This is a genomic window from Rhodococcus sp. MS16, from assembly GCF_013277795.1.
Classification (GTDB): Bacteria; Actinomycetota; Actinomycetes; order Mycobacteriales; family Mycobacteriaceae; genus Rhodococcus_F; species Rhodococcus_F globerula.
In genome coordinates, this window is sequence record NZ_VBTM01000018.1 from 61,473 (window position 1) to 83,930 (window position 22,458).

Genomic DNA, 22,458 nt, shown 5'->3' on the forward strand with positions numbered 1-22,458 from the left:
AACCGGACCGCCCCCACGGCACAAAGTCCACGCAACGAGAAGACACTAACCCATCGGGCCGACAAGACCTTCGAGCGCAACCGTTCCACTGGAGCAGTGGCGGCAGCAATTCCCAGTCCGGTGTCGTATGGTTCCGATAAAGAAGGGGGACGCGAACGGGGAATCGCGTCGAAGGGTGGGGTTCGACAGTGAACAGTGGGGTTGATTCATGAGCATGTCGACAACCGACACGGCGCCGGCGGTGCCAGGTGATCGTCGTAGCGCACCGTCGGCAGAGCTGTGTCGACTGACAGTTCTGTCGGCACATTCGCAGGTCGATCTCGCAGTGCCGCTGCGCATTCCGCTCGTACTGGTCATTCCCGGCATAGTCGACACTATTCGAAGCCACAGCGGCTCCAACGATTTCGACACCGTATCCGAACAATTCGAACCGACGGACTGGACACTGGCCAAGGTTGGCCGCGCACCGCTGTCGGGCACGCTCTCCCTTCACGAGCATGGAATCCGTGACGGAGAACTACTCGTTCTCGAAGCCGCGGACGCTGCCGCTCCACCGCCGTTGTTCGACGACATCATGTACACCGTCGCCGCCACCGACGCGCAGACCTACCGGCGGTGGACACCACTGGCCGCACGGATCACCGGCTCTGTGATCGCTGTCCTCGCATCGATGCTCGGCTCCGCCGCGCTGATTGTCGGCGCAACCGGAATATCGGGTGCCACTTGCGCTTTCATCACGTCCCTTCTACTGACCATTGCGTCGATCGTGACAGCCCGCGTCTACCACGACAGTGGAAGCGCACTGGTCCTCGGTTGCGCCGGCGTTCCACTTGCATTCACGGCTGGTCTCCTTGCCGTGCCCGACGACCTAGAGGCGCCACACCTTCTCATGGGTTCCGTGCTCGTCGCATCGGTCGCCTTACTATGCCTGCGCCTCTGCGGCGTCGGGTTAGCCACATTCACAGCCCTTTTCGGCATCTCGTTGGCCGCAACCGTAGCTACTGCGGCAGCAACGCTGCTGCCGCGCGTTTCGCTGGAAACGATCAGCGCAGTCGCCATCGCACTCGCGCTGATCACCCTCGCCTACTCGGCCCGGCTATCGATGATTCTTGCCAAGCTTCCGTTGCCACCAGTGCCGGTACCGGCAAATCCCTTGGACGAAGCTCGTGATCTTGCCGCCGAACCCGACATGCCGAATTTCGACGAACTGACCGAGCGAACCGGACGCGCCCGCAGTTACCTGACCGGTTTGGTGGTCGCGACATCCGTGACGGCGATGACCGGTGCGCTGAGCGTGGCCGCGGTCCATACCGACGACGGAATCGTCTGGTCCGGCCTTGCCCTTGCCGGAGTCACCGCAGGCGTTCTGATGCTCCGCGGACGCACATTTGCCGGTACCGCCCAGGCGGTTCCCCTCATCGCGTGTGGGGCTGCCATCGTGCTAGTTGTTCTGGGCGCCCAGATCTGGTCACACAAGGACGACGCCGTCGTCATATTTGCCCTCGCCATGGCCGTTCTCATCCTGGCACTCGTGCTCGGCATCCTCGCACCGAACCGGGTGTTCAGCCCGGTGATGCGACGGGTTGCAGAGTTGGTCGACTTGGCTGCAATCGCGCTGATCGTGCCTCTGATCTGTTGGGTGACCGATCTATTTTCGGTCATGCGCGGACTCTGAGCGTCGGACATACACGCATGAACCGTGGAATATCCTGGACTTCGACACTCCTCGCCATCGCCGCACTCGCACTATGTGCGGGGCAAGGCGTAGCTGTCGGCGCGATGCCGCCACCCGTCGATCCGTTGATGCTTCCCGAAGACGGCCCCGCGGCGCCACCGCAAGCCACGCAACAGCGCACTCTGTGCGTCCCGGCAGTGTCGGGCGGCGACGGTGCCAATGTCCCTCCTGCCCAGCTGGACTTGGCATTCGATGCGGTCTGGCCGATCACGACCGGCGCAGGGCAGCGTGTCGCGGTGATCGATACCGGAGTCAGCCGTCATCCCCGACTTCCCAATCTGGAACCCGGTGGCGACTACGTGGGAGCTGCCGACGGAACGGAGGATTGCGACGCCCACGGTACCGTCGTCGCTGGGTTGATCGGCGCTCAACCTGTGACTGGGTCAGGCTTCTCCGGCGCCGCACCCGGCGCGACAATCATTACGATCCGACAGTCCAGTTCGGCGTACTCCCTTGCCGGCAGCCAAGGCGACCCGAACATCGCCGAGAACTCGTCGGGGTACGGAAATGTCGACACGATGGCCATGGCTGTCCGTCACGCCGCCGACATGGGAGCCACCGTCATCAACATCTCCGAAGTTGCGTGCAAGTCGGCAGCCGAGGGTATCAACGATCAACGCCTCGGTGCCGCAATCCAATACGCCGCGCTCGTCAAGGACATCGTTGTCGTGGCCGCGGCAGGAAATGTCGGATCCGGCGGCTGCAAGACCCAGAATCCCACTCCTAGCCCGCTGACACCCCATGCTGACCTGTGGAATTCGGTCAACACGCTCGCCAGCCCCGCCTGGTACGACGACTTCGTACTGACCGTCGGATCCGTCGATCCCAACGGGGCGGCAAGCTCGTTCAGCCTCGGTGGTCCCTGGGTCGATGTGGCCGCTCCCGGTACCGCAGTAGTGTCACTCCATCCCACCGAACCTGGGTTGACCAACGGAACGTACGGCCCGGACGGCTCCGTTCAAGCAATCAACGGGACAAGTTTTGCGGCGCCGTACGTCGCGGCAACCGCGGCGCTGGTTCGATCCCGATACCCGGATCTCACTGCTGCACAGGTAGTTCAGCGCATCGAGTCGACGGCGCACGCCCCGGCCGAGGGCTGGAACCCCTACGTCGGGCATGGGGTGGTCGATCCGTTGGCAGCCGTCACCGCGCTGCCGAGCGATGTCGAAACCTATCCGCTCGGTCACCACACCTCGACTCTGGCTGCGCTGCCCGTACCGCCGCCGCCCGACAACCGCGCGCGCGACGCGGCTCTCCTGGGCGTCGCGGCCGTAGGTTCGCTCGGTGTCCTCGCCCTGCTGTCATCGTTTCCGATACGTCGTGTGTTTGCAGAGCGAGGACACCGTTCACGTCGTCCCTAAACAGCAGACAGCTGAGCATGGGGCAGATCCGCGTGCTCCGGGGGCAGATCTTCGGCCCGAGCGGAACGAACCTTGTCGATGACCATGACGCACAGCAAGGAGACAACGCCCCAGATCACAAACGTGATCAGATGCGACCCGACTGTGTCCGCGCCGAAGTACAGAATCGACCGTACCGATTCCACGGCAGCAGGCATCGGCAGGATGCCGTGGAGCACTCGGAATATCTCTGGTTCCATGTAGACCGACATCGCACCACCAGACGCCGGAACCCCGAGGAACATCAAGATTGCGACCGCCGGGATGACTGCGAGGAGCCCGAGTAGCCGTGCGAACACCGTCGTGAACAGCGCGGTACAGAAGATCGCGACGATTCCGGTTCCGAAGAGCTGCCAGAAGTGGCCGTCGATCGCTCCGACTACAGGTCCGGCAATTGCCCAGATCACGGCGGACATGAAGACCGACCACCCGGCTAGCACCGGGAGCAGAGTCCGCAACTTCATCACCGTGGGCGCAGCACTGCTCGCGACGACGATGATCATGAAGCCGGACATGATCCAGCCCATCGCAATGTACATACTGACCGTGCCGCTGGAATCGGAATCGGCAAGCGGCGCAAGATCCTGCGTGGTCAGCGGCACCTGCTGGCCCTGGGCAACCTGCGTGAAAACAGCTGCCACGGCTTGCTGCTGGCTCATGCCGGCAGCTTGGCTGGTGATCAGAGTCGCGGTCGGCGAATCGGCGGAGGGCAGTACGTATGCTGCGACAACCGTGCGGTCCTGAACGAGCTGGCGGGCTTCGTCCACCGAATCGACTGCACGCAGATCGAACAATCCGCCCAAGTTCTGTTCCAGTCCCACAACGGCCTGCTCAGCTTGCTCGCTCGAAGCGGCAACCACAGCGACCGGCATGTCACGGGGCGCCGGCTGATACATCGCTCCGAGCATGACCGAAAGCATCAGCACAACCATGGCAAACGGGAAGAACGCGAGAGTCGCGTACCGAACCTTGTTGCTGGTCGGACGTGGCCCAGCAGTCAGCGACGCCATGGAAACCTCAGGCGCTCCACCGTCAGGACTGCGACGACGCTTGAGCGCGTCGACGCCCAAGGTCGCGAGAAGCGCAAGCGCTGCTCCGAGCGCCAAAACGATCAGGTGCGAGCCGAGACCGTCGCCGCCGAAGTACAGCACTGATCGAAGCGCCTCACCCGTTGCCGCAGTGGGCAGGAACCCGTGCAGCGTCGCATAGATCGACGGCAGGGTGTAGACCGACATTCCCATGTTCGAGGCCGGGACGCCGAGCACCATGATGAACAGCATGCCGACCAGAACCGCCATCGGCCCGAATATCCGGGTAAGGAACAACTGCACGGAACCGACGGAAAAGACAGCGAGCCAGGAGATTCCGAGAACTGCCGCCGTATGGCCCTCGACTGCACCGAGAATCGGGCCGGTGACCAACCACACGAGCGCTGCGATCAGCGCAGACCATCCGGCAAGAAGTGGTACGACTCGGCGGAATCGCAGCAGCTCCGGCGAGTTGGACAGCGTGATACTCAGCGGCATGTAGCCCGCAAGCATGAGCGCCGTGGCCATGAACATCGCCGCCAGACCAGCGGTGTCGTGGGCAGGCAATGGAGCCAGATCCTCGACCGTCACGTTGAGCCCCTGCTCCAGCACCTGTGGGGCGACAAGTCCGGTGACCGTCGAGACTTGAGCAGCACCGGCCGCACTCGCGGTGTAGACCGTTGCTGTGTCGCCTCCCGTAGCGGGCAACGACACGACGCCGGATACCTCACGGCCCAGGAGGAGTTGACGTGCCTCGTCCTCGCTACTGACTACTCGCACATCGACGGCCGACGGATCGGACGCCTCGAGCGCAGCAGCAAACTGATCAGCCTGCTGGATCGGCCCGGCCACCGCAATCGGCATGTTGTTCGGGGAAGGCGCGTGCATCGCGGCCAGATACCCCGTGATCATCATGCCGACCATCAGGAAGGGCAGCAGGATCATCGCGACATATCGGCCGATCTGCTCTTTTCGGGCTCGAGCAGCAGCAGCCTCGACTTCCGTGGGCTCGCCTGGCGGATGCTCGGTTTCCGGCGATGCGGTGGTGGTCATAGTCGAACTCCTAAATATCAAAAATTACGCTGCGCGTCTTAAAAAAATTACGCCGCATGACTTAAAATGGCAATCGGTAGAGTCGTGACGTTGATCCCACTTCCGCGGCGTCGCGCCGGAAGACCAGTCAGGGAACCAGCAAACGGAGGAAGCATGGGACAACACGGAGATCGGGTGCGGCAGTCATTGCTGGACTCGGCAGAGGAACTCTTTGCCACCCACGGCATCGACGCGGTGTCGAACCGTCACATCGCCGAACACTCAGGCAACGCCAATCACTCCGCCGTGGCCTATCACTTCGGCGGACGCGACGAACTTATCCGCGCTTTGTTGGAGCGTCACGCGACCGAGACCAAGCTGCGCCGCACACAACTCGTCGCCGTCTTGGGCGAGAACCCCGATCTCCGAGACTTGTTGAGCTGCCTCATCCTTCCGTGGACCGATCAGCTCGCATCGATGCCGCGGCCCAGCTGGCGGGCACGCCTGCTCCAACAATTGAGGTCAGTGCCATCCGGAATGGAACTCATCTCCATGATGTCGGACCCGCTGGAAGACGACCTCATCCAGCAAACGAGGGCCTTCCTCGCGGACGTGCCACCACCCGTACTGGCCGGCAGGGCCTGGATCATGGGTCGCATGGTCACGGACGTCTGCGCCCGGTACGAGTCACTGGTTCAGCAAGACTCGATCGACCCCGACTGGACGGGCTTGGCCTACTTCATCATCGACGCGGCCGTTGGCATACTTTCGGCCCCCGTCACCAGCGTCGGGGACTTTCTCAGCGCACGCACGAGCGCTAATTGACCGGCGCCGCCGGAAACGGGTCTGGCGTCATTCCGTCATGTGCAACAAGGGCATTCGATTTGTCGAGTGACGGTCCCGAAGCCAACAACTCCAACATTTGCCAAGGCGCGCGATCCGGAGGTCTCGAGAGTCCGAGCGCCTTCGCCGAATCTTCGTTCGGCACTCCGTATTTCACGCCGGTATCGGCAACATAGAACACGCTGTCGCGCCGAGTACTCTCCGTCTCGATCCCGGTCGCCTGAACAAATCCCCCCTTACCCGGCGCGACGTAGGCAAAATCCAACCGATCCCCCGACCCGTCCGCCTGCGCCAGCGCAACCACCCTGGCGTCGGCGGCAATCGGCAGGTCGCTACCCACGACCACACTCACGCTCGCAGAGCTACGCTGCGCTGCAACCGAAACCGGATCCGGTTTCCAGACAAGACAACTGACCGGAGCTACGTCTTCGTTCACCACGGTCGGAGCCACAGCCGGGAGTGCGGCCGTGGCAAGTTCGTTCACCGAGGGAATGCGATTGATCGCATCCGGCGTCACAGTGGCCATTCCCGAGTCACCTTGAGAGTCGGAGAAGTAGATCAGTTGCGCCACAGCTGAACTGACCTTCTGTATACCGTCCTCGAGAACGACGTAGTACATCATCTCGGAGCCCGTGGAGACTTGAACAACGGATCCGACTGTTTTGTCCGCCAACGGATACTGCGGCACTGTGCCAAGACCACGAATGGCCGGAGCCTGTAGCCGCGGAACCTCCGGGATCGCATTGAGCATGCCGACGCTGATCGGCCGCGGCTCGATTCCTTCAAGTCCCAATGCCCGCGTGATCGCCGGATCACCGATGTCGACAGCAGCCCGTTTCCCGTCGTAGACGAGAAAATGATCAGCACCCGAACGCACGAGAAGCGCGTGATCAGAAGGCAAGTACGACGCGACTTCCCGCAACTTCGGCTCGCCGACCAGCACCGTCGAGGCCACGGACCGATTGCCGTCGGCACCTACGGTGTCACACACCGCCCAAGGCGCATTTGTCGGATCTGCCGCCTCCGGTAGTGCCGACGGCCCACCTGGTATCCCCACCAGCGCTCCCCTAGGCTTGCCATCGATTTCGGATTCCTTCACGATCGAAGGCTTGTCAGGCGAACCGATGATCAACCTCGCAGATGCAAGGTTCAGAACCGGGTGAAATGTGCCCTCCATTGCGACAAACATTGCACCCGAGTCTTTTCCGACCACGATGGCTGCATCGGCAATCTTGTCCTGAGGCCGAAAAAGCGCAAGCACACCACACCCCGCAAGACCCAACGACGCCAGCACGATACCGACGATCAAGGCCCGCGATTGCGATCGCATCGGGTCGTGCAGCATCCGCACATCCCGCCTGACCAGTGCATGTTCCATGCGCCGAACCAGGAAGCGGTATCCGTTGACCTGCCACCGAGTTGTAGGTGTAGCAGCCATATTTCCCCCCGTACCTGTCATCCCCTGAGATGACACAGTACAGTTCCCCCGGGGGTGGAACCGTGGACAGATCACGTTTGAAGTACTGGCCGTCGTCGCACAGGATCTCGGCGCGCGAGGTCGTCAGTGCACAGGCCGTGGGTATCAGCGCAGCGTGTCTCGCCCTGTTTGCCGGACTCGAATTGCGGTGGGCAATCGCGATCGCAGCCGCCGTCGCGGTGATCCTGCTGCTGCATATCGGCGGTCGATCGATCACGACGTGGATTCGGACCGCCGTTCGATACATGCGACGGTGCCAGACCTCCAGCGGTACCATCGTGAGCTTCCAGACGCCCAGCGAGCAATCCATCGGCCTACGCGTCGACGGTTCGACGCTGGTGAGCGTCGTCGAGATCATGGCGCCGCACGACTACCTGACCCGAATCGGCCGAACGTCATTCGACGCGTCGCATACCCTTCCCACTGCGGAACTCGCAGATTGCCTTCACCAACACGACATTTCGCTCACCGGGATCGACATCGTCAGCCACGGTTTTCGGGTGGCATCCGGAACACCGGCAACCGAGGTGTACGACCGTCTTATCGGCCCACTACCCGCTACGGCCACCAGAATCGTCTGGCTTGCACTACGATTCGACCGAATCGAAGGCTCCGATGCCGTCGACCGCCGCGGCGGTGGCGGCGGCGACGGAGCGGCGCGGAGCATCTCCGTCGCAACAAGCCGAGTGGTGCGGGTTCTCGAAGCTGCCGGCGCACGGGCCCGCATCTTGACAGCACCCGAGATCTCCTCGTCGATCGCACAGGTCAGTCGTGGTGTGGAAGTCGCAGACGTGGCCGAAACATGGCGTTCCACACCACTTCCCGGTGTATCGAATCTCGGTTACGGAATCGAGCCGAAGGCAATTACCAAAGGTAGTCTCGCGCAGGTGTGGGCGGCCGCGACACTGGGCACCTCGGTCACCGTTCGGCTCCGGCCACGTCCAGAAACCGGACTGACGGCAGTGAGCGCTACCTGTCGATTCACGACTCGGCATCTCCCGAAAGCTGCCCCGGTCGCCGGGCTGGTATCCATGCGTGGCCGTCAACGCGATGCCCTGCTGACCAACGTGCCGACCGCGCTCACCTCGCTCGACGCCATCTCGCCTACCCGAACGATGGACGCTGCCGACCTGACTGCGCTCGAGCTCCCACTGGCGGGATGCGGACAACTCCTCGGATCCGACGATCGAGGCCAAGGCGTTGCTGCCCTCGTTGCGGGGACCGGCGTGAATACCGTCTTCGTGGCCGGGGAACTCTATCTCGCCCAACAATTGATCTTCCGTGCCGTCGCCACCGGAACCCGGGTTCTGATCCACACGGATCGGCCCGAGACCTGGACACCCTTGATCGACTCGATGGGTGTCCCCGATCGCCTCCGAGTTTCCGGCCACGGGCAAGGACCGGAAGGAACCTTCAACGCCGTTGTCTTCGACGGTGTTCGAGCTCTTCCCCCGCGCGCCGGTGTCACCGCGGTCTACGTGTACGGCGACCCGGCGCAGTGGCCTGAGATCGAACCCGATCTCACGATCGTCCAGCCGAATGCCCTCGGCGATCGGATTGTCGTCGCGACCGAAAAGACAAGCGTCGAACTCACGCTGGTGACCATCGCCGCCGAAACATCCTTCATCGGACGACCGCGCGCAGGGGCCGAGTTCCCGATGTCACCGTAGCGGAGTCACCCGGGATACGACTTCCGGCCGCGATGCTCGCGCAGTCCTCTTCCCCACCAGTCCAATTGACCGATCATCCGGTCGGCGGCATCGGTTGCGATAGCGTCCACCGTAGGATTCGGCGACCGGAATTGCTTGCGGGCCTGGTGAATACTCACGCTTTGACGCACGGAGACCATGTGCAGTTCGGCAACAACCTGCCGCAATTGTTCCGTCGCACGCAACCCTCCCGACACTCCTCCGTACGACACGAAACCGATCGGTTTCGCGCGCCATTCGTGTTTCACCGAATCGAGTGCCGTCTTCAGAGCAGCAGAATATCCATGGTTGTATTCGGGTGTGACCGCAACAACGGCGTCGGCGCGCTTGATGCGTCGACGCAATTCCTCGGCGGCCTCCGACGGCGAGAAATCGGTTGGAAGCATCAATTCGGCGAGGTCGATGACCGAGACAGACCAATTCGGTTGATTCACGGCGCGCGCAACAAACCAATCGGCGACAGCCAAGCCGATTCGTCCCTCGCGCACGGAACCGACAATTACCTCGACGAACAGATCGGTCATGTCGTTGATGGTAACGGCGCGCCCGTCGCAGCAATCCCGGTGGTGATGAGGGCGGCAAGTTCCCGGTACGCCTGCGCGTCGTCCAGTCCGGTCGCCTTGTAGACGTCACGTTGCTGTATGCGCACCATCGTGCTCGAGGCTGCGTCAGCGACAAACGACGCGTGTACTTCGCGAAACACGCCGGCCTCCACGCCTCGAACAATCATCTCGCGTACCCGACTCGCAGCGATCGACGTGTTCTTCTCGTACACCTGACGCGCCGACGTGGACGCCGCGAGGTCCTCCATGAACTGGTGCGATGCGGCGGAAAGCTGATCGCCGACGGCCTCGAGGTACGCGCTCACTTGCTGCAACGGATCCGCGTGAGCTGCAACCGCGTCTTCGACGGCATCGGTCGCGGTACGAAAGAAATGGACCGTGACGGCGCGCACGAGATCGTCCTTGCCGGCTGCGACGGTGTACAGGGTGCTCTTGGAGCAATGCAGGCGCGCGGCGATCTCGTCGAGAGTGAGATGCGCGAATCCTTCGTCGAGAAAAAGCGCAACCAACTGATCGAATAGCTGCACTCTGCGTGCCGTCACTCTTGCCATACTGAAAACAGTACTGCAGTATCGTTGTCAGTACTACTACAGAAACAGGAGTCGACAGTGCCGGTCGAACGTCTGATGCCCAGCCAAGAAGCTCGCGATCTCATCGAACTGACCCGAGACGTGGCAGACAAGGTCCTCGCCCCCAAGGTCAACGAGTACGAGAAGGCCGAGAAGTACCCGGATGGAGTCTTCCCCGCTCTCGGACAAGCCGGGCTCCTGAGCTTGCCGTACCCCGAGGAGTTCGGCGGCGGCGATCAGCCGTACGAGGTCTACTTGCAAGTTCTCGAAGAGATCGCCTCACGGTGGGCTGCAGTTGCCGTCGCAGTGAGCGTTCACAGCCTCTCCTGCTTCCCACTCTTCACCTTCGGCACCGACGAACAGAAGAACAAGTGGCTGCCGGACATGCTGGGCGGCAACACCATCGGCGCCTACAGCCTCTCCGAATCCCAGGCGGGATCCGACGCAGCAGCGTTGTCCTGCAAGGCTGCACCCGTCGACGGTGGATACCGCATCAACGGCAGCAAAGCCTGGATCACGAACGGCGGCAAGGCAGACTTCTACAACCTCTTCGCCCGCACCAGCGACGACGGCTCACGCGGCATCTCCTGCCTCCTGGTGGACAAGGACACCGAGGGCCTCAGCTTCGGTAAGCCCGAGGAAAAGATGGGACTGCGCGCTGTTCCCACCGCCTCTGCGAACTACGACGACGCCTTCATCCCGGACGAGCGCCTCATCGGCCAGCGCGGTCAGGGACTTCCCATCGCATTCAGCGCCCTCGACTCCGGTCGGTTGGGAATTGCGGCCGTTGCCGTCGGCATCGCCCAGGGCGCACTCGACGACGCGGTTGCCTACGCCAAGGAACGCAAGGCTTTCGGCAAGCGGATCATCGACCATCAGGGCCTCGGCTTTGTGCTCGCCGACATGGCCGCAGCCGTCGACTCCGCTCGTGCCACGTACCTCGATGCGGCCCGTCGCCGCGACGCCGGAGTGCCGTACTCCCGCAACGCCAGCGTCGCCAAGCTCATTGCCACAGACGCCGCGATGAAGGTCACGACCGACGCCGTGCAGGTATTCGGCGGCTACGGGTACACCCAGGACTTCCCGGTCGAGCGGTACATGCGTGAAGCCAAAATCACTCAGATCTTCGAGGGCACCAACCAGATTCAGCGTCTGGTCATCGCGCGCCAATTGGCGGGATAGCCGGATACGACATTGCCCTCCCACAGTGGTGGGAGGGCAATGGTGGGAGGGCAATGTCGCATGAGCGCCTTCAGTCGCCGCAGCAACCGCCGGCCGACGGCAATTCGCGGGTCTCACGGGTAATCGCGTTGCGGGCCGCCAACTCCGAATAATCCGGGTAATCGACTCGCACCAACGACAAACCATGGGCCGGTGCCACCAGGATGGAACTCGACCGTGAGGATTCGTCGAGCAACCCGGCAAGCCAATCCGACGTACGACGCCCCTCACCGACGGACAGCACGGCGCCGACAAGACTCCGCACCATCGACCAACAAAACGCGTCGGCATTCACGTAGGCCGTGAACACTGTGCCCTCTTGTGTCCAGTCGAACCGCTGAAGTTCGCGTACGGTCGTCGCTCCTTCGCGGCGCTTGCAAAACGCGGCAAAGTCATGAAGTCCCAAGAGTCGCTGCGACGCTTCCTGCATCGCGGCCAGATCAAGAGCCTTCGGGTAGGAAACCATGTCACGCACACGAAGCGGTTCGACACCGAACATCGCGTTGGACACCCGGTACTCGTAATAGCGTCGCATCGCAGAGAAACGCGCGTCGAAATCAGCCGGGACGACGGAAATACTCTTGACTCGAACATCTTTCGGCAGGAACCGAGCGAGCCGCCGAACCAATCGCGACGGATCGTCCGGCAGGAGATCAGCCGGCACGTCGACGTGCGCAACCTGACCACTCGCATGGACGCCGGCATCCGTCCGACCGGCGACGGTCAACTGAACGGGTTGCCGTAGAACAGTTCCCAGTTTGTCTTCGATCTCACCGCACACCGTGCGTAGATCGGTCTGCCTGGCCCAACCAGAGAAGTCGGTGCCGTCATAAGAGATATCGAGCCGCAATCGAACGAGCCCGCCGTCCCCGAGGGGGGCGGCGGGCTCGTTCGATTCAGCGTGTGCTGAAACCAAGGGAACTAGTCCTTCTTGGCCTCGGGGGCGTCGGCCGCAGTTGCGGTCTCGTCCTCGATAGCTTCGACAACTGCATCAGCGTTCTCGACCTCAGCCTCGGTCGCGTCGGCCTCTACGGCCTCGACGACGTTCTCTGCGGCGGGAGCATCCTGCGAAGCCTTGACGCGACGTGCGCGGTCAGCCTCGGAGGTGACGGTCTTTTCCTTGACGAGCTCGATGATTGCCATCGGCGCGTTGTCGCCCTTGCGGGGGATCGTCTTGATGATGCGGGTGTATCCACCGTTACGGTCCGCGTAGAACGGGCCGATCTCGGCGAACAGGGTGTGAACGACATCCTTGTTACGGATGACCTTCAGCACCTCACGACGGTGAGCCAGCGTGCCGGCCTTCGCGTGCGTGACGAGCTTCTCGGCGTACGGGCGCAGTGCCTTGGCCTTGGACTCGGTGGTGGTGATACGACCGTGCTCGAAGAGCGCGGTAGCCAGATTGGCGAAAATCGCCTTCTGGTGGGAAGCCGACCCGCCGAAGCGGGCACCCTTCTTGGGCTTGGGCATGATGATCTCCTAGTAAAGGACCTGAGCTGCTACAGCTGTTCGGTCTCGGCGTAGTCCTCGGTACCGTCGGCATCGCCGAAGGAACCGGCATCGGTGTCACTCCACGTTCCGGTGGCGGCGTCGTAGCCTGCAACGGTCGTGGGATCGAAGGATGCGGGGCTGTCCTTGAGGGACAGGCCGAGCGAATGCAGCTTGACCTTGACCTCGTCGATGGACTTCTGTCCGAAGTTGCGGATGTCGAGCAGATCGGACTCGGTACGGCCGACAAGCTCACCGACGGTGTGAACACCTTCGCGCTTGAGGCAGTTGTAGGAACGGACCGTGAGGTCCAGATCCTCGATGGGGAGTCCGAAGGAAGCGATGTGATCGGCCTCGGCGGGCGAGGGTCCGATCTCGATGCCTTCTGCTTCGACGTTCAGCTCACGGGCCAGGCCGAAGAGCTCAACCAGGGTCTTGCCCGCAGAAGCGAGCGCGTCCCGTGCGGTGATGGAGTTCTTCGTTTCCACGTCGAGAACGAGCCGATCGAAGTCGGTGCGCTGTTCGACGCGAGTGGCCTCCACCTTGTAGGTGACCTTGAGCACCGGCGAGTAGATCGAGTCGACCGGAATGCGGCCGATCTCTGCGCCGGACGCCTTGTTCTGGACGGCGGGGACATAGCCACGACCGCGCTCGACTACGAGCTCGATCTCCAGCTTGCCCTTGTCGTTCAGGGTGGCGATGTGCAGATCAGGGTTGTTCACGATGACGCCGGCCGGGGGCACGATGTCGCCTGCGGTAACAGCGCCGGGGCCCTGCTTGCGGACGTACATGGTGACCGGCTCGTCCTCTTCGGAGCTCACGACGAGGCCCTTGAGGTTCAGGATGATGTCAGTGACGTCTTCCTTCACTCCGGGGACCGTGGTGAACTCGTGGAGAACGCCGTCGATGCGGATGCTGGTGACAGCAGCGCCGGGGATCGACGAGAGCAGCGTGCGGCGCAGCGAATTGCCGAGCGTGTACCCGAAACCTGGCTCCAGGGGCTCGATGACGAACTTCGAGCGGTTATCAGCGATGACCTCTTCGGTCAACGTGGGTCGCTGAGAAATGAGCATGGTATTTCCTCCTGTACGGACGTCCACTATTTGACGCCCACGATGGGAAAGGGCCTGCGGCCCCGTGCGCCTTTCCGGTAGTCGGAACTACCGGAAAGGCGCACAGGGCGCGGAGCACCTTACTTCGAGTAGTACTCGACGATGAGCTGTTCCTGCAGAGCAATGTCGATCTGCGCACGCTCGGGAAGCTGGTGAACCAGGATCCGCAGACGCGAGCCGACAACCTGCAGCCACGCGGGAACCGGGCGATCGCCGACGGTCTCACGGGCAACCTGGAACGGAAGCGTTGCGAGCGACTTCTCCTTGACATCGATGATGTCGTACTGCGAGACGCGGTAGCTCGGGATGTCGACCTTCTTGTTGTTCACGAGAAGGTGACCGTGCGTGACCAGCTGACGTGCCTGGCGGCGCGTGCGAGCGAGGCCTGCGCGGTACACGACGTTGTCGAGACGCGACTCCAGGATGGTGAGCAGGTTCTCGCCGGTCTTACCGGGGCGGTTGTTCGCCTCCTTGTAGTACAGACGGAACTGCTTCTCCATGACGCCGTAGGTGAAGCGAGCCTTCTGCTTCTCCTGCAGCTGGAGCAGGTACTCGCTCTCCTTGATACGCGCGCGGCCGTGCTGTCCGGGCGGGTACGGGCGACGCTCGAATGCCTGGTCGCCTCCAACGAGGTCGACGCGCAGACGACGCGACTTGCGGGTGATGGGTCCGGTATAACGTGCCATGATTTTCTACCTATTCCTTCCCGCTTATACCCGACGCCGCTTGGGCGGACGGCAGCCGTTGTGCGGCTGGGGAGTTACATCGGAAATGGTGCCGACCTCGAGGCCTGCGGCCTGGAGCGAACGAATCGCGGTCTCGCGACCCGAACCCGGTCCCTTGACGAAGACGTCAACCTTCTTGACACCATGCTCCTGCGCCTTGCGGGCAGCGCTCTCAGCAGCAAGCTGAGCGGCGAAGGGAGTCGACTTACGCGAACCCTTGAAGCCGACGTGTCCCGAAGACGCCCAGGAAATGACATTTCCGGCGGGGTCCGTGATGGACACGATGGTGTTGTTGAAGGTGCTCTTGATGTGAGCGGCGCCGTGCGGGATGTTCTTCTTATCCCTGCGACGCGTCTTCTGGGTCTTCTTCGGACCGGTGCTACGTGACTTCGGGGGCATTACTTCGCCTTCTTCTTGCCGGCAATGGTGCGCTTCGGACCCTTACGGGTACGGGCGTTGGTCTTGGTGCGCTGACCACGCACGGGCAGACCACGACGGTGGCGCAGGCCCTGGTAGCAGCCGATCTCGATCTTGCGACGGATGTCGGCCTGAACCTCGCGGCGAAGGTCACCCTCAACCTTGAGCGACTCCTCGATGTACTCGCGGAGCTTTGCCAGGTCCTCGTCCGAGAGGTCCTTGCTCCGGAGGTCCGGGTTGACGCCGGTGGCGTCAAGGATTTCCTTGGAGCGGGTACGGCCGATGCCGTAGATGTATGTCAGTGCGATCTCCATGCGCTTTTCGCGAGGAAGATCAACACCAGAGAGACGTGCCATGTTGGCATTTCCTATCGGTGTGCGGAGGTCTGCTCCCAGCCCATCCCCTGTGCCTCTTGCCGAGTAACCACGTCCGAGAACGTGGCTGGTCTCATCAACTAACTCAGTGGGGCCCCGGCCTCCGTGCCGGGGGTGAACCATTGTCCGACCCTGTCGATCGGTAAACGATCGCGTGGGGTCTCGTCAACAATGGCTGGTACTGGAAGGTCTTCTTTGCTTGTTGCCAAGCAGATCTTCGAAAAGCTAGATCTAGCCCTGACGCTGCTTGTGACGCAGGTTCTCGCAGATCACCATGACCCGACCGTTACGGCGGATCACTTTGCACTTTTCGCAGATCTTCTTGACGCTCGGCTGAACCTTCACGTCTTCTGATCTCCTGTTTTGTCGCAGCCTGCCAAAGCGAACCCCGGCAGACGTACTTCTCCCTGACCCAGGTCAGATCCGGGAAGTTCGTTACTTGTAGCGGTAAACGATGCGTCCGCGCGACAAATCGTAGGGCGAGAGCTCTACGACAACGCGATCTTCCGGGAGGATGCGAATGTAGTGCTGACGCATCTTTCCGCTGATGTGGGCGAGGACCTTGTGGCCATTCTCGAGCTCAATGCGGAACATCGCATTGGGCAGCGGCTCGACTACTCGTCCTTCGACCTCGATGGCCCCGTCTTTCTTAGCCATATCCTCCGCGATCCGTTTGGTTTGGCATGCTTCGTGCATCGGCTTCCGTTACATTGGCACGCAATGGTTTCTTCATCGACATGATTTTTACATCGACTCGGTGCGTTGTTCCCCGTAGCGGCAGTCCTACACACACAAGCTGTCGACACGCATGGCGCACCGCCTAGCTATGTTACGCGAAGAGAACGACCAGGCCAAATGCGCCTCCCCTACGGCAGCGCATCTGGGCGGCAATCCATGCCTCCGCGGCCACCGAACCAGCAACCGAAAAAGTCCCGACCCCTTGCGGGACCGGGACTTCTCGAAGAGCGAATCACTCTTGCTGTCAACACTTGTCGAGCGTTGGAGCCGAAAACTACTCCGGTCGCAGCGTCAGAATTCGCGGGCCGTCCGCCGTGACAGCAACAGTGTGCTCCCAGTGAGCAGCACGCGAACCGTCGGTGGTCACCACAGTCCAGTCGTCATCGAGAATCACGGTATCCGTGGTCCCGAGCGTCAACATCGGCTCGATTGCCAGGCAAGATCCGATCACCAACTCGGGCCCCTTGCCCGGGGCACCTTCGTTGGCCAGGAACGGATCCATGTGCATCTCACGCCCGATACCGTGACCGCCGTAGCCGTCGACGATTCCGTATGAACGGCCGTGTAGCTTCTCGGCGGCCTGGGTGCCGAGCTCGATGGCGTGCGAAACGTCTGTCAGACGGTTGCCTGCGATCATCGCCGCAATGCCGGCTTCCATGGACAATCGAGTTGCTTCGCTCAGATCCTGATCGGCTGCACTGATCTCACCGACACCGAACGTCCACGCGGAGTCTCCGTGCCAACCCTCGAGGATCGCGCCGCAGTCGATGGACACCAGGTCACCCTCGGCGAGGACGTCCTGCGCCGACGGGATTCCGTGAACAACCCGGTCGTTGACCGAAGAACAGATCGAACCGGTGAAACCGTTGTAGCCGAGGAAGGACGGCACCGCACCCGCATCGCGGATGACAGATTCGGCGACCGCATCCAATTCCAGGGTGCTGACACCGGGCTTTGCCGCAGCGCGTACCGCCACCAACGCCGAACCCACGATTGCGCCGGCCGCAGCCATTGCGTCGAGTTCGCCCGCGGAGCGGAACGGAACAACCTTGCGTTTACGCCCGAAAACCATTACTTACCCAGCGCTGCCAGTGCGCGAGCGTTGACTTCTTCGACCTCGCCGATCGCGTCGACGGAAACGATGCTGTCCTTGTAGTAGTCGAACAGCGGCGAGGTCTCGTCGCGGTAGACCCGGAGGCGGTTGCGAATCACGTCCTCGGTGTCGTCTGCACGGCCACGGGCGAGCATTCGCTCCACCACGATGTCTTCGTCGACGACGAAGGAAAGCACACCGTCGAGCTTCGTATCGAGATCCTTCAGGATGCCTTCGAGGGCTTCCGCCTGATCGACCGAGCGCGGGAATCCGTCGAGCAGGAATCCGTTGGCGGCGTCCGGCTCGGCAACGCGTGCCTTCACCATGTCATTGGTGATCGAGCTGGGAACAAGCTCACCGGCGTCGATGAACTTCTTCGCTTCCACGCCGAGCGGGGTGGACTGACCGATGTTGGCTCGGAAGAGGTCACCCGTCGAGATATGGGGAACACCGAACTTCTCGGACAGGATCGCGGCCTGGGTGCCCTTGCCGGCACCGGGAGGACCAAGGAGGACAAGTCTCACTTGAGGAACCCTTCATAGTTGCGCTGCATTAGCTGACTCTCGATCTGCTTCACGGTGTCCAGACCGACGCTGACCATGATCAGCACCGCGGTGCCACCGAACGGCAGGTTCTGCGCGCCGCCGCCATTCCCGATGTCGAGGAACAGATTGGGCAGAACAGCAATGGTGCCAAGGTAGATCGCACCCGGAAGGGTGATGCGACTCAGCACGTAGTTGAGATAGTCCGCGGTCGGCTGACCGGGACGGATACCTGGAATGAATCCACCGAACTTCTTCATCTCGTCGGCGCGCTCTTCTGGATTGAAGGTGATCGCGACGTAGAAGTACGTGAAGAACACGATAAGACCGAAGTAGATCAGGATGTACACCGGGTTGGCGGGATTGACCAAGTAGGTGTTGATGATTCGCTGCCACCAACTGGGGTCGACCGCAGTGCTAGCCGACGTGAGCTGCGCAATCAGGTTGGGCAGGTACAGCAGCGACGACGCGAAGATCACCGGGATGACACCGGCCTGGTTGACCTTGAGCGGCAGGTACGTCGACGAGCCGCCGTACATCTTGCGTCCCACCATGCGCTTGGCGTACTGGACGGGAATTCGACGCTGGCCCTGCTCGACGAAGACGACGCCGGCAATGATCAAGAGCGCTGCAAAGCAGACGAGTGCAAAGACGAGGCCACCACGGCTGTCCAGAATGGCCTTGCCTTCGGACGGGATACGCGAGGCGATACCGGCGAAGATGAGGAGCGACATGCCGTTACCGACGCCCCGTTCGGTGATGAGCTCACCGAACCACATGACGAGTGCGGCGCCGGCCGTCATGACCAGGACAAGAATGATCAAGCCGAAGATCGACTTGTCGGCGATGATGTCGTCACAGCCTTGCAGTAGCTGTCCCCTAGCTGCGAGCGCAACGATGCCCGTCGACTGAAGCACAGCCAAAGCGATGGAGAGATAGCGCGTGTACTGCGTCATCTTGGCCTGACCCGACTGGCCCTCCTTGCGAAGTTCCTCGAACTTCGGGATGACCACGGTCAGCAGCTGAACGATAATGCTGGCGGTGATGTACGGCATGATGCCGATCGCAAACACCGACAACTGGAGTAGCGCACCACCGGAGAACAAGTTGATCAGCGAGTAGATGCCCGCCGAGTCACCAGAGTTAGCTATGTCGATGCACTCACGCACTCTGGCGTAGTCGACACCAGGTGACGGAAGCACTGCGCCGACCCGGTAGAGGGCTACCAGGCCGAGGGTGAATAGGATCTTCCGCCTCAGGTCGGGTGTCCTGAGGGCCGAAACGAAGGCGGAAAGCAAAGATCCTCCTGGCACGACGGTTGGGGGCAGATCTTTTGACCTGCCGAACTTCAGAACTCTAACAGTCAATTTATGGGAACTAAACGAGCCGACCACGAAACTCGGGTAAGCCGAAGATACAACCAGTGTGCCTGACCCGGTCGACGGGGCCACACTTTCGGGACGAACAGCACAGACGCCGATGGCCGCAGCACAGCAAATGCTGCGCTGCGGCCATCGGACTAGCTACGCGTGATTACTCACAGCTCGGTTGCGGAACCACCGGCAGCAGCAATCTTTTCCTTGGCGGAACCGGTGAACTTGTCGACGGTCACCTGAACGGCAACAGTCAGTTCGCCGTCGCCCAGAACCTTGACGAGCTGGTTCTTGCGGACTGCGCCCTTGGCAACGAGATCCTCGACCGAGATTGCTCCACCTTCGGGGAACAGACGGGCGATGTCGCCGACATTGACGACCTGGTACTCGGTGCGGAAGGGGTTCTTGAAGCCCTTGAGCTTGGGCAGACGCATGTGAAGCGGCATCTGTCCACCCTCGAAGCCCACGCGCACGGTGTTACGTGCCTTGGTGCCCTTGGTACCGCGACCTGCGGTCTTACCACGCTTGCCGCCCTCGCCGCGTCCAACACGAATCTTGTTGGACTTGGATCCGGGAGCGGGGCGCAGGTGGTGCAGTTTGATGGTCATGGTTAGACCTCCTCAACTGTTACGAGGTGGCGCACCACGTTGATCAGACCGCGGTTCTGTGCGTTGTCCTCACGAACAACGGTCTGACGGATGCCCTTGAGACCGAGCGTGCGCAGAGAATCCTTCTGGTTCTGCTTGGTCCCGATGATGCTCTTGATCTGAGTGACCTTGAGATCTGCCATTACTTCACACTCCCAGCAGCCTGTGCGCGTGCGCGCAGCATGCCGGCGGGTGCAACCTCTTCGAGGGTGAGGCCGCGGCGAGCCGCAACTTCCTCGGGACGCTGCAGACCCTTGAGCGCGGCAACGGTCGCGTGCACGACGTTGATGGCGTTGTCGCTACCGAGCGACTTCGACAGGATGTCCGCGATACCAGCGCACTCCAGCACGGCACGCACCGCGCCACCGGCGATAACACCGGTACCGGGGCTTGCCGGGCGAAGCATGACGATGCCGGCAGCAGCCTCACCCTGAACGGGGTGAGTGATGGTGTTGCCGATCATCGGGACGCGGAAGAAGCTCTTGCGAGCCTCCTCGACACCCTTCTGGATGGCCGCGGGAACTTCCTTGGCCTTGCCGTAGCCGACGCCGACCAGTCCGTTGCCGTCTCCGACGATCACGAGAGCGGTGAAGCTGAAGCGACGACCACCCTTGACGACCTTGGAGACGCGGTTGATCGTGACAACGCGCTCGATGAACTGTGACTTCTCCGCAGCGTTTCCGCCACGGCCACCGTCGCGACGGTCACGGCCGCCACCACGGTTGTCCCCACGAGCGTTGCTGTTGTCGCCGCTGTTGGGGCCATTCTGTCCGGCGGGTCCGCTTCCGCCGTCACGCCTTTGACGTCCCGGCATCAGGCTGTCCTTCCGTTGAAAATGTTGGTCATCAGAACTTCAACCCGCCTTCGCGAGCTGCGTCTGCCAAGGCCGCGATGCGACCGTGGTAGCCGTGTCCGCCGTGGTCGAAGACCACAGCTTCCACGCCGGCAGCCTTTGCGCGCTCGGCGATCAGCTGACCGACCTTCGCGCTCGCAGCCTTCTTGTCGCCTTCGGCCACGCGCACGTCGGCTTCGATGGTCGACGCAGCAGCCAGAGTGTGGCCTGCCAGGTCGTCCACGAGCTGGACGTGGATGTGGCGTGAGGACCGGTTGACGACCAAGCGGGGACGCTCGGGCGTGCCGGAGACCTTCTTGCGGAGACGGAAGTGACGACGTGTCTTCGAGAGACGACGCTTCGTGGACGCATCCTTGCCGAGCGGAATCCGCTTGGCTTTCTGGTTTGCAGTCTGGCTCATATCACTTACCCGTCTTTCCGACCTTGCGGCGGATCTGCTCACCCTCGTAACGCACGCCCTTACCCTTGTACGGGTCCGGACGACGGAGACGACGGATGTTGGCCGAGATCTGCCCGACCTTCTGCTTGTCGATGCCTGACACCGAGAACCGGGTGGGCGACTCGACGACGAAGGTGATGCCTTCGGGAGCCTCGATCGGGACCGGGTGGCTGAAGCCGAGCGCGAACTCGAGGTCCTTGCCCTTCAGCGCCACGCGGTAACCGACACCGTGGATTTCCATCTTCTTGGTGTAACCCTCGGTGACACCGGTGATGATGTTCGCAACCAAGGTCCGCGACAGACCGTGCAGCGCACGGCTGCGACGCTCGTCGTCGGGGCGAGTGACGCTCAGGGAGCCGTCCTCAGCCTTGGCGATCTCGATGGGCTCGGCGATCGTCAGTGCCAGGGTGCCCTTGGGCCCCTTGACCGTGACGTCCTGGCCGGCGATCGTAACGTCGACGCCCGCGGGGACGTTGACCGGAATCTTTCCAATACGCGACATTGTGGTGGCCTCCCTCTACCAGACGTAGGCGAGGACTTCCCCGCCTACTCCTTGATTGGCCGCCTGGCGATCGGTGAGCAGACCGGACGACGTGGAGATGATCGCCACGCCGAGGCCTCCGAGGACCTTGGGCAGGTTGGTGGACTTCGCGTAAACCCGGAGACCGGGCTTGGAAACGCGACGCACGCCGGCGAGGCTACGCTCGCGGCTGGGGCCGTACTTCAGATCGACGACGAGGGTCTTGCCGACCTCGGCGTCTTCGGTACGGAAGTCGGAGATGTAGCCCTCGCGCTTGAGGATCTCGGCAATGTTCGCCTTGATCTTCGAGTGGGGAAGCTTCACCTCATCGTGGTACGCCGTGTTGGCGTTGCGCAGACGCGTCAAGAAGTCTGCGATGGGGTCAGTCATGGTCATAGGTCGACCTCGACACCTTTCTCGCTGTGGTTCCCATGCAACACCGGACGAGTCCGGTCGTGGGCCTCCAGCAATTCGGCTGGGCCGTCCGACTTATGTCAGACGGCGTAAGTTACCGCACCGAGCTGAACGCATGCGTCAGCCACGGCAACCGCTCTAGTGTA

26 protein-coding genes are annotated in these 22,458 nt (G+C 62.1%); 5 read left to right on the plus strand and 21 right to left on the minus strand.

Features of this window, described 5'->3' with window-relative positions:
• Positions 1 to 208: 208 nt before the first annotated feature.
• Both eccD and mycP read left to right on the plus strand, forming a co-directional pair.
• Entirely contained in the window at positions 209 to 1,675 is a 1,467-nt protein-coding gene (gene eccD / locus FEZ60_RS28725) for a type VII secretion integral membrane protein EccD (RefSeq protein ID WP_242484889.1), read from the plus strand.
• A gap of 17 nt (positions 1,676 to 1,692) precedes the next feature.
• A complete protein-coding gene (gene mycP / locus FEZ60_RS28730) occupies positions 1,693 to 3,096 on the plus strand; it encodes a type VII secretion-associated serine protease mycosin (protein WP_052683638.1) in 1,404 nt (467 codons plus the stop codon).
• On the opposite strand, the gene FEZ60_RS28735 is transcribed toward mycP, so the two are convergent.
• Positions 3,093 to 5,216 (minus strand): ABC transporter permease, encoded by a 2,124-nt coding sequence (locus tag FEZ60_RS28735; RefSeq protein WP_172937676.1) that lies wholly within the window; start codon positions 5,214 to 5,216, stop codon positions 3,093 to 3,095. The two genes, mycP and FEZ60_RS28735, sit on opposite strands and share 4 nt — an antisense overlap.
• A gap of 153 nt (positions 5,217 to 5,369) precedes the next feature.
• On the opposite strand from FEZ60_RS28735, the gene FEZ60_RS28740 reads away from it, so the two are divergent.
• Positions 5,370 to 6,020, plus strand: a complete 651-nt coding sequence (locus FEZ60_RS28740) for a TetR/AcrR family transcriptional regulator (protein ID WP_033231353.1) — start codon at positions 5,370 to 5,372, stop codon at positions 6,018 to 6,020.
• Here the strand turns inward: FEZ60_RS28740 and eccB are convergent.
• Positions 6,013 to 7,476 (minus strand): type VII secretion protein EccB, encoded by a 1,464-nt coding sequence (gene eccB / locus FEZ60_RS28745; RefSeq protein WP_172937677.1) that lies wholly within the window; start codon positions 7,474 to 7,476, stop codon positions 6,013 to 6,015. The genes FEZ60_RS28740 and eccB overlap by 8 nt on opposite strands.
• 62 nt (positions 7,477 to 7,538) lie before the next feature.
• On the opposite strand from eccB, the gene eccE reads away from it, so the two are divergent.
• A complete protein-coding gene (gene eccE / locus FEZ60_RS28750) occupies positions 7,539 to 9,185 on the plus strand; it encodes a type VII secretion protein EccE (protein ID WP_172937678.1) in 1,647 nt (548 codons plus the stop codon).
• Between the two features lie 5 nt (positions 9,186 to 9,190).
• Here the strand turns inward: eccE and FEZ60_RS28755 are convergent, their stop codons facing one another.
• A complete protein-coding gene (locus tag FEZ60_RS28755; RefSeq protein ID WP_172937679.1) occupies positions 9,191 to 9,748 on the minus strand; it encodes an NAD(P)H-dependent oxidoreductase in 558 nt (185 codons plus the stop codon).
• Positions 9,745 to 10,338 (minus strand): TetR/AcrR family transcriptional regulator, encoded by a 594-nt coding sequence (locus tag FEZ60_RS28760; protein WP_172937680.1) that lies wholly within the window; start codon positions 10,336 to 10,338, stop codon positions 9,745 to 9,747. The genes FEZ60_RS28755 and FEZ60_RS28760 overlap by 4 nt, the downstream gene beginning before the upstream one ends.
• Positions 10,339 to 10,395: 57 nt before the next feature.
• On the opposite strand from FEZ60_RS28760, the gene FEZ60_RS28765 reads away from it, so the two are divergent.
• Entirely contained in the window at positions 10,396 to 11,538 is a 1,143-nt protein-coding gene (locus FEZ60_RS28765; protein WP_033231358.1) for an acyl-CoA dehydrogenase family protein, read from the plus strand.
• Between the two features lie 70 nt (positions 11,539 to 11,608).
• Here the strand turns inward: FEZ60_RS28765 and truA are convergent, their stop codons facing one another.
• The 17 genes from truA to rpsH all read right to left on the minus strand — a co-directional run bounded on the left by truA (position 11,609) and on the right by rpsH (position 22,294).
• Positions 11,609 to 12,493 (minus strand): tRNA pseudouridine(38-40) synthase TruA, encoded by an 885-nt coding sequence (gene truA, locus FEZ60_RS28770; RefSeq protein ID WP_033231359.1) that lies wholly within the window; start codon positions 12,491 to 12,493, stop codon positions 11,609 to 11,611.
• A 5-nt stretch (positions 12,494 to 12,498) separates the two neighbouring features.
• Positions 12,499 to 13,047, minus strand: coding sequence for a 50S ribosomal protein L17 (rplQ, locus tag FEZ60_RS28775; protein ID WP_033231360.1), 549 nt, complete (start codon positions 13,045 to 13,047; stop codon positions 12,499 to 12,501).
• 29 nt (positions 13,048 to 13,076) lie between these two features.
• Positions 13,077 to 14,138 carry a DNA-directed RNA polymerase subunit alpha gene (locus FEZ60_RS28780; protein WP_033231361.1) on the minus strand — a complete coding sequence of 354 codons (1,062 nt, stop codon included), beginning with the start codon at positions 14,136 to 14,138 and terminating at the stop codon, positions 13,077 to 13,079.
• Between the two features lie 119 nt (positions 14,139 to 14,257).
• A complete protein-coding gene (gene rpsD / locus FEZ60_RS28785; RefSeq protein ID WP_033231362.1) occupies positions 14,258 to 14,863 on the minus strand; it encodes a 30S ribosomal protein S4 in 606 nt (201 codons plus the stop codon).
• Between the two features lie 24 nt (positions 14,864 to 14,887).
• Positions 14,888 to 15,301, minus strand: coding sequence for a 30S ribosomal protein S11 (rpsK, locus tag FEZ60_RS28790; protein WP_003940683.1), 414 nt, complete (start codon positions 15,299 to 15,301; stop codon positions 14,888 to 14,890).
• Complete coding sequence (gene rpsM, locus FEZ60_RS28795; RefSeq protein ID WP_033231363.1) at positions 15,301 to 15,675, minus strand: 30S ribosomal protein S13; 375 nt, start codon at positions 15,673 to 15,675, stop codon at positions 15,301 to 15,303. Before rpsM ends, rpsK begins: the two co-directional genes overlap by 1 nt.
• Before the next feature lie 249 nt (positions 15,676 to 15,924).
• Positions 15,925 to 16,038: a 50S ribosomal protein L36 gene (gene rpmJ, locus FEZ60_RS28800; RefSeq protein ID WP_003938068.1), complete on the minus strand. Its 114-nt coding sequence runs from the start codon at positions 16,036 to 16,038 to the stop codon at positions 15,925 to 15,927.
• Positions 16,039 to 16,128: 90 nt separating this feature from the next.
• On the minus strand, positions 16,129 to 16,350 hold the full coding sequence (gene infA / locus FEZ60_RS28805; protein WP_003418601.1) for a translation initiation factor IF-1: 222 nt from the start codon (positions 16,348 to 16,350) through the stop codon (positions 16,129 to 16,131).
• A gap of 355 nt (positions 16,351 to 16,705) precedes the next feature.
• Positions 16,706 to 17,503: a type I methionyl aminopeptidase gene (gene map / locus FEZ60_RS28810; protein WP_033231364.1), complete on the minus strand. Its 798-nt coding sequence runs from the start codon at positions 17,501 to 17,503 to the stop codon at positions 16,706 to 16,708.
• A complete protein-coding gene (locus FEZ60_RS28815) occupies positions 17,503 to 18,048 on the minus strand; it encodes an adenylate kinase (RefSeq protein ID WP_033231365.1) in 546 nt (181 codons plus the stop codon). Before FEZ60_RS28815 ends, map begins: the two co-directional genes overlap by 1 nt.
• Positions 18,045 to 19,364, minus strand: a complete 1,320-nt coding sequence (secY, locus tag FEZ60_RS28820; RefSeq protein ID WP_033231366.1) for a preprotein translocase subunit SecY — start codon at positions 19,362 to 19,364, stop codon at positions 18,045 to 18,047. The genes FEZ60_RS28815 and secY overlap by 4 nt, the downstream gene beginning before the upstream one ends.
• A 239-nt stretch (positions 19,365 to 19,603) precedes the next feature.
• The gene (gene rplO / locus FEZ60_RS28825) at positions 19,604 to 20,047 is read right to left on the minus strand and encodes a 50S ribosomal protein L15 (RefSeq protein ID WP_033231367.1); all 444 of its coding nucleotides are present in this window, start codon (positions 20,045 to 20,047) and stop codon (positions 19,604 to 19,606) included.
• Positions 20,048 to 20,049: 2 nt separating this feature from the next.
• Positions 20,050 to 20,229: a 50S ribosomal protein L30 gene (gene rpmD / locus FEZ60_RS28830; protein ID WP_003940751.1), complete on the minus strand. Its 180-nt coding sequence runs from the start codon at positions 20,227 to 20,229 to the stop codon at positions 20,050 to 20,052.
• Positions 20,229 to 20,900 carry a 30S ribosomal protein S5 gene (rpsE, locus tag FEZ60_RS28835; protein ID WP_033231368.1) on the minus strand — a complete coding sequence of 224 codons (672 nt, stop codon included), beginning with the start codon at positions 20,898 to 20,900 and terminating at the stop codon, positions 20,229 to 20,231. The genes rpmD and rpsE overlap by 1 nt, the downstream gene beginning before the upstream one ends.
• A 31-nt stretch (positions 20,901 to 20,931) precedes the next feature.
• Complete coding sequence (gene rplR / locus FEZ60_RS28840; protein WP_033231369.1) at positions 20,932 to 21,339, minus strand: 50S ribosomal protein L18; 408 nt, start codon at positions 21,337 to 21,339, stop codon at positions 20,932 to 20,934.
• A gap of 1 nt (position 21,340) precedes the next feature.
• Positions 21,341 to 21,880: a 50S ribosomal protein L6 gene (rplF, locus tag FEZ60_RS28845; RefSeq protein ID WP_033231370.1), complete on the minus strand. Its 540-nt coding sequence runs from the start codon at positions 21,878 to 21,880 to the stop codon at positions 21,341 to 21,343.
• Positions 21,881 to 21,895: 15 nt separating this feature from the next.
• A complete protein-coding gene (gene rpsH / locus FEZ60_RS28850) occupies positions 21,896 to 22,294 on the minus strand; it encodes a 30S ribosomal protein S8 (RefSeq protein WP_033231371.1) in 399 nt (132 codons plus the stop codon).
• Positions 22,295 to 22,458: the final 164 nt, after the last annotated feature.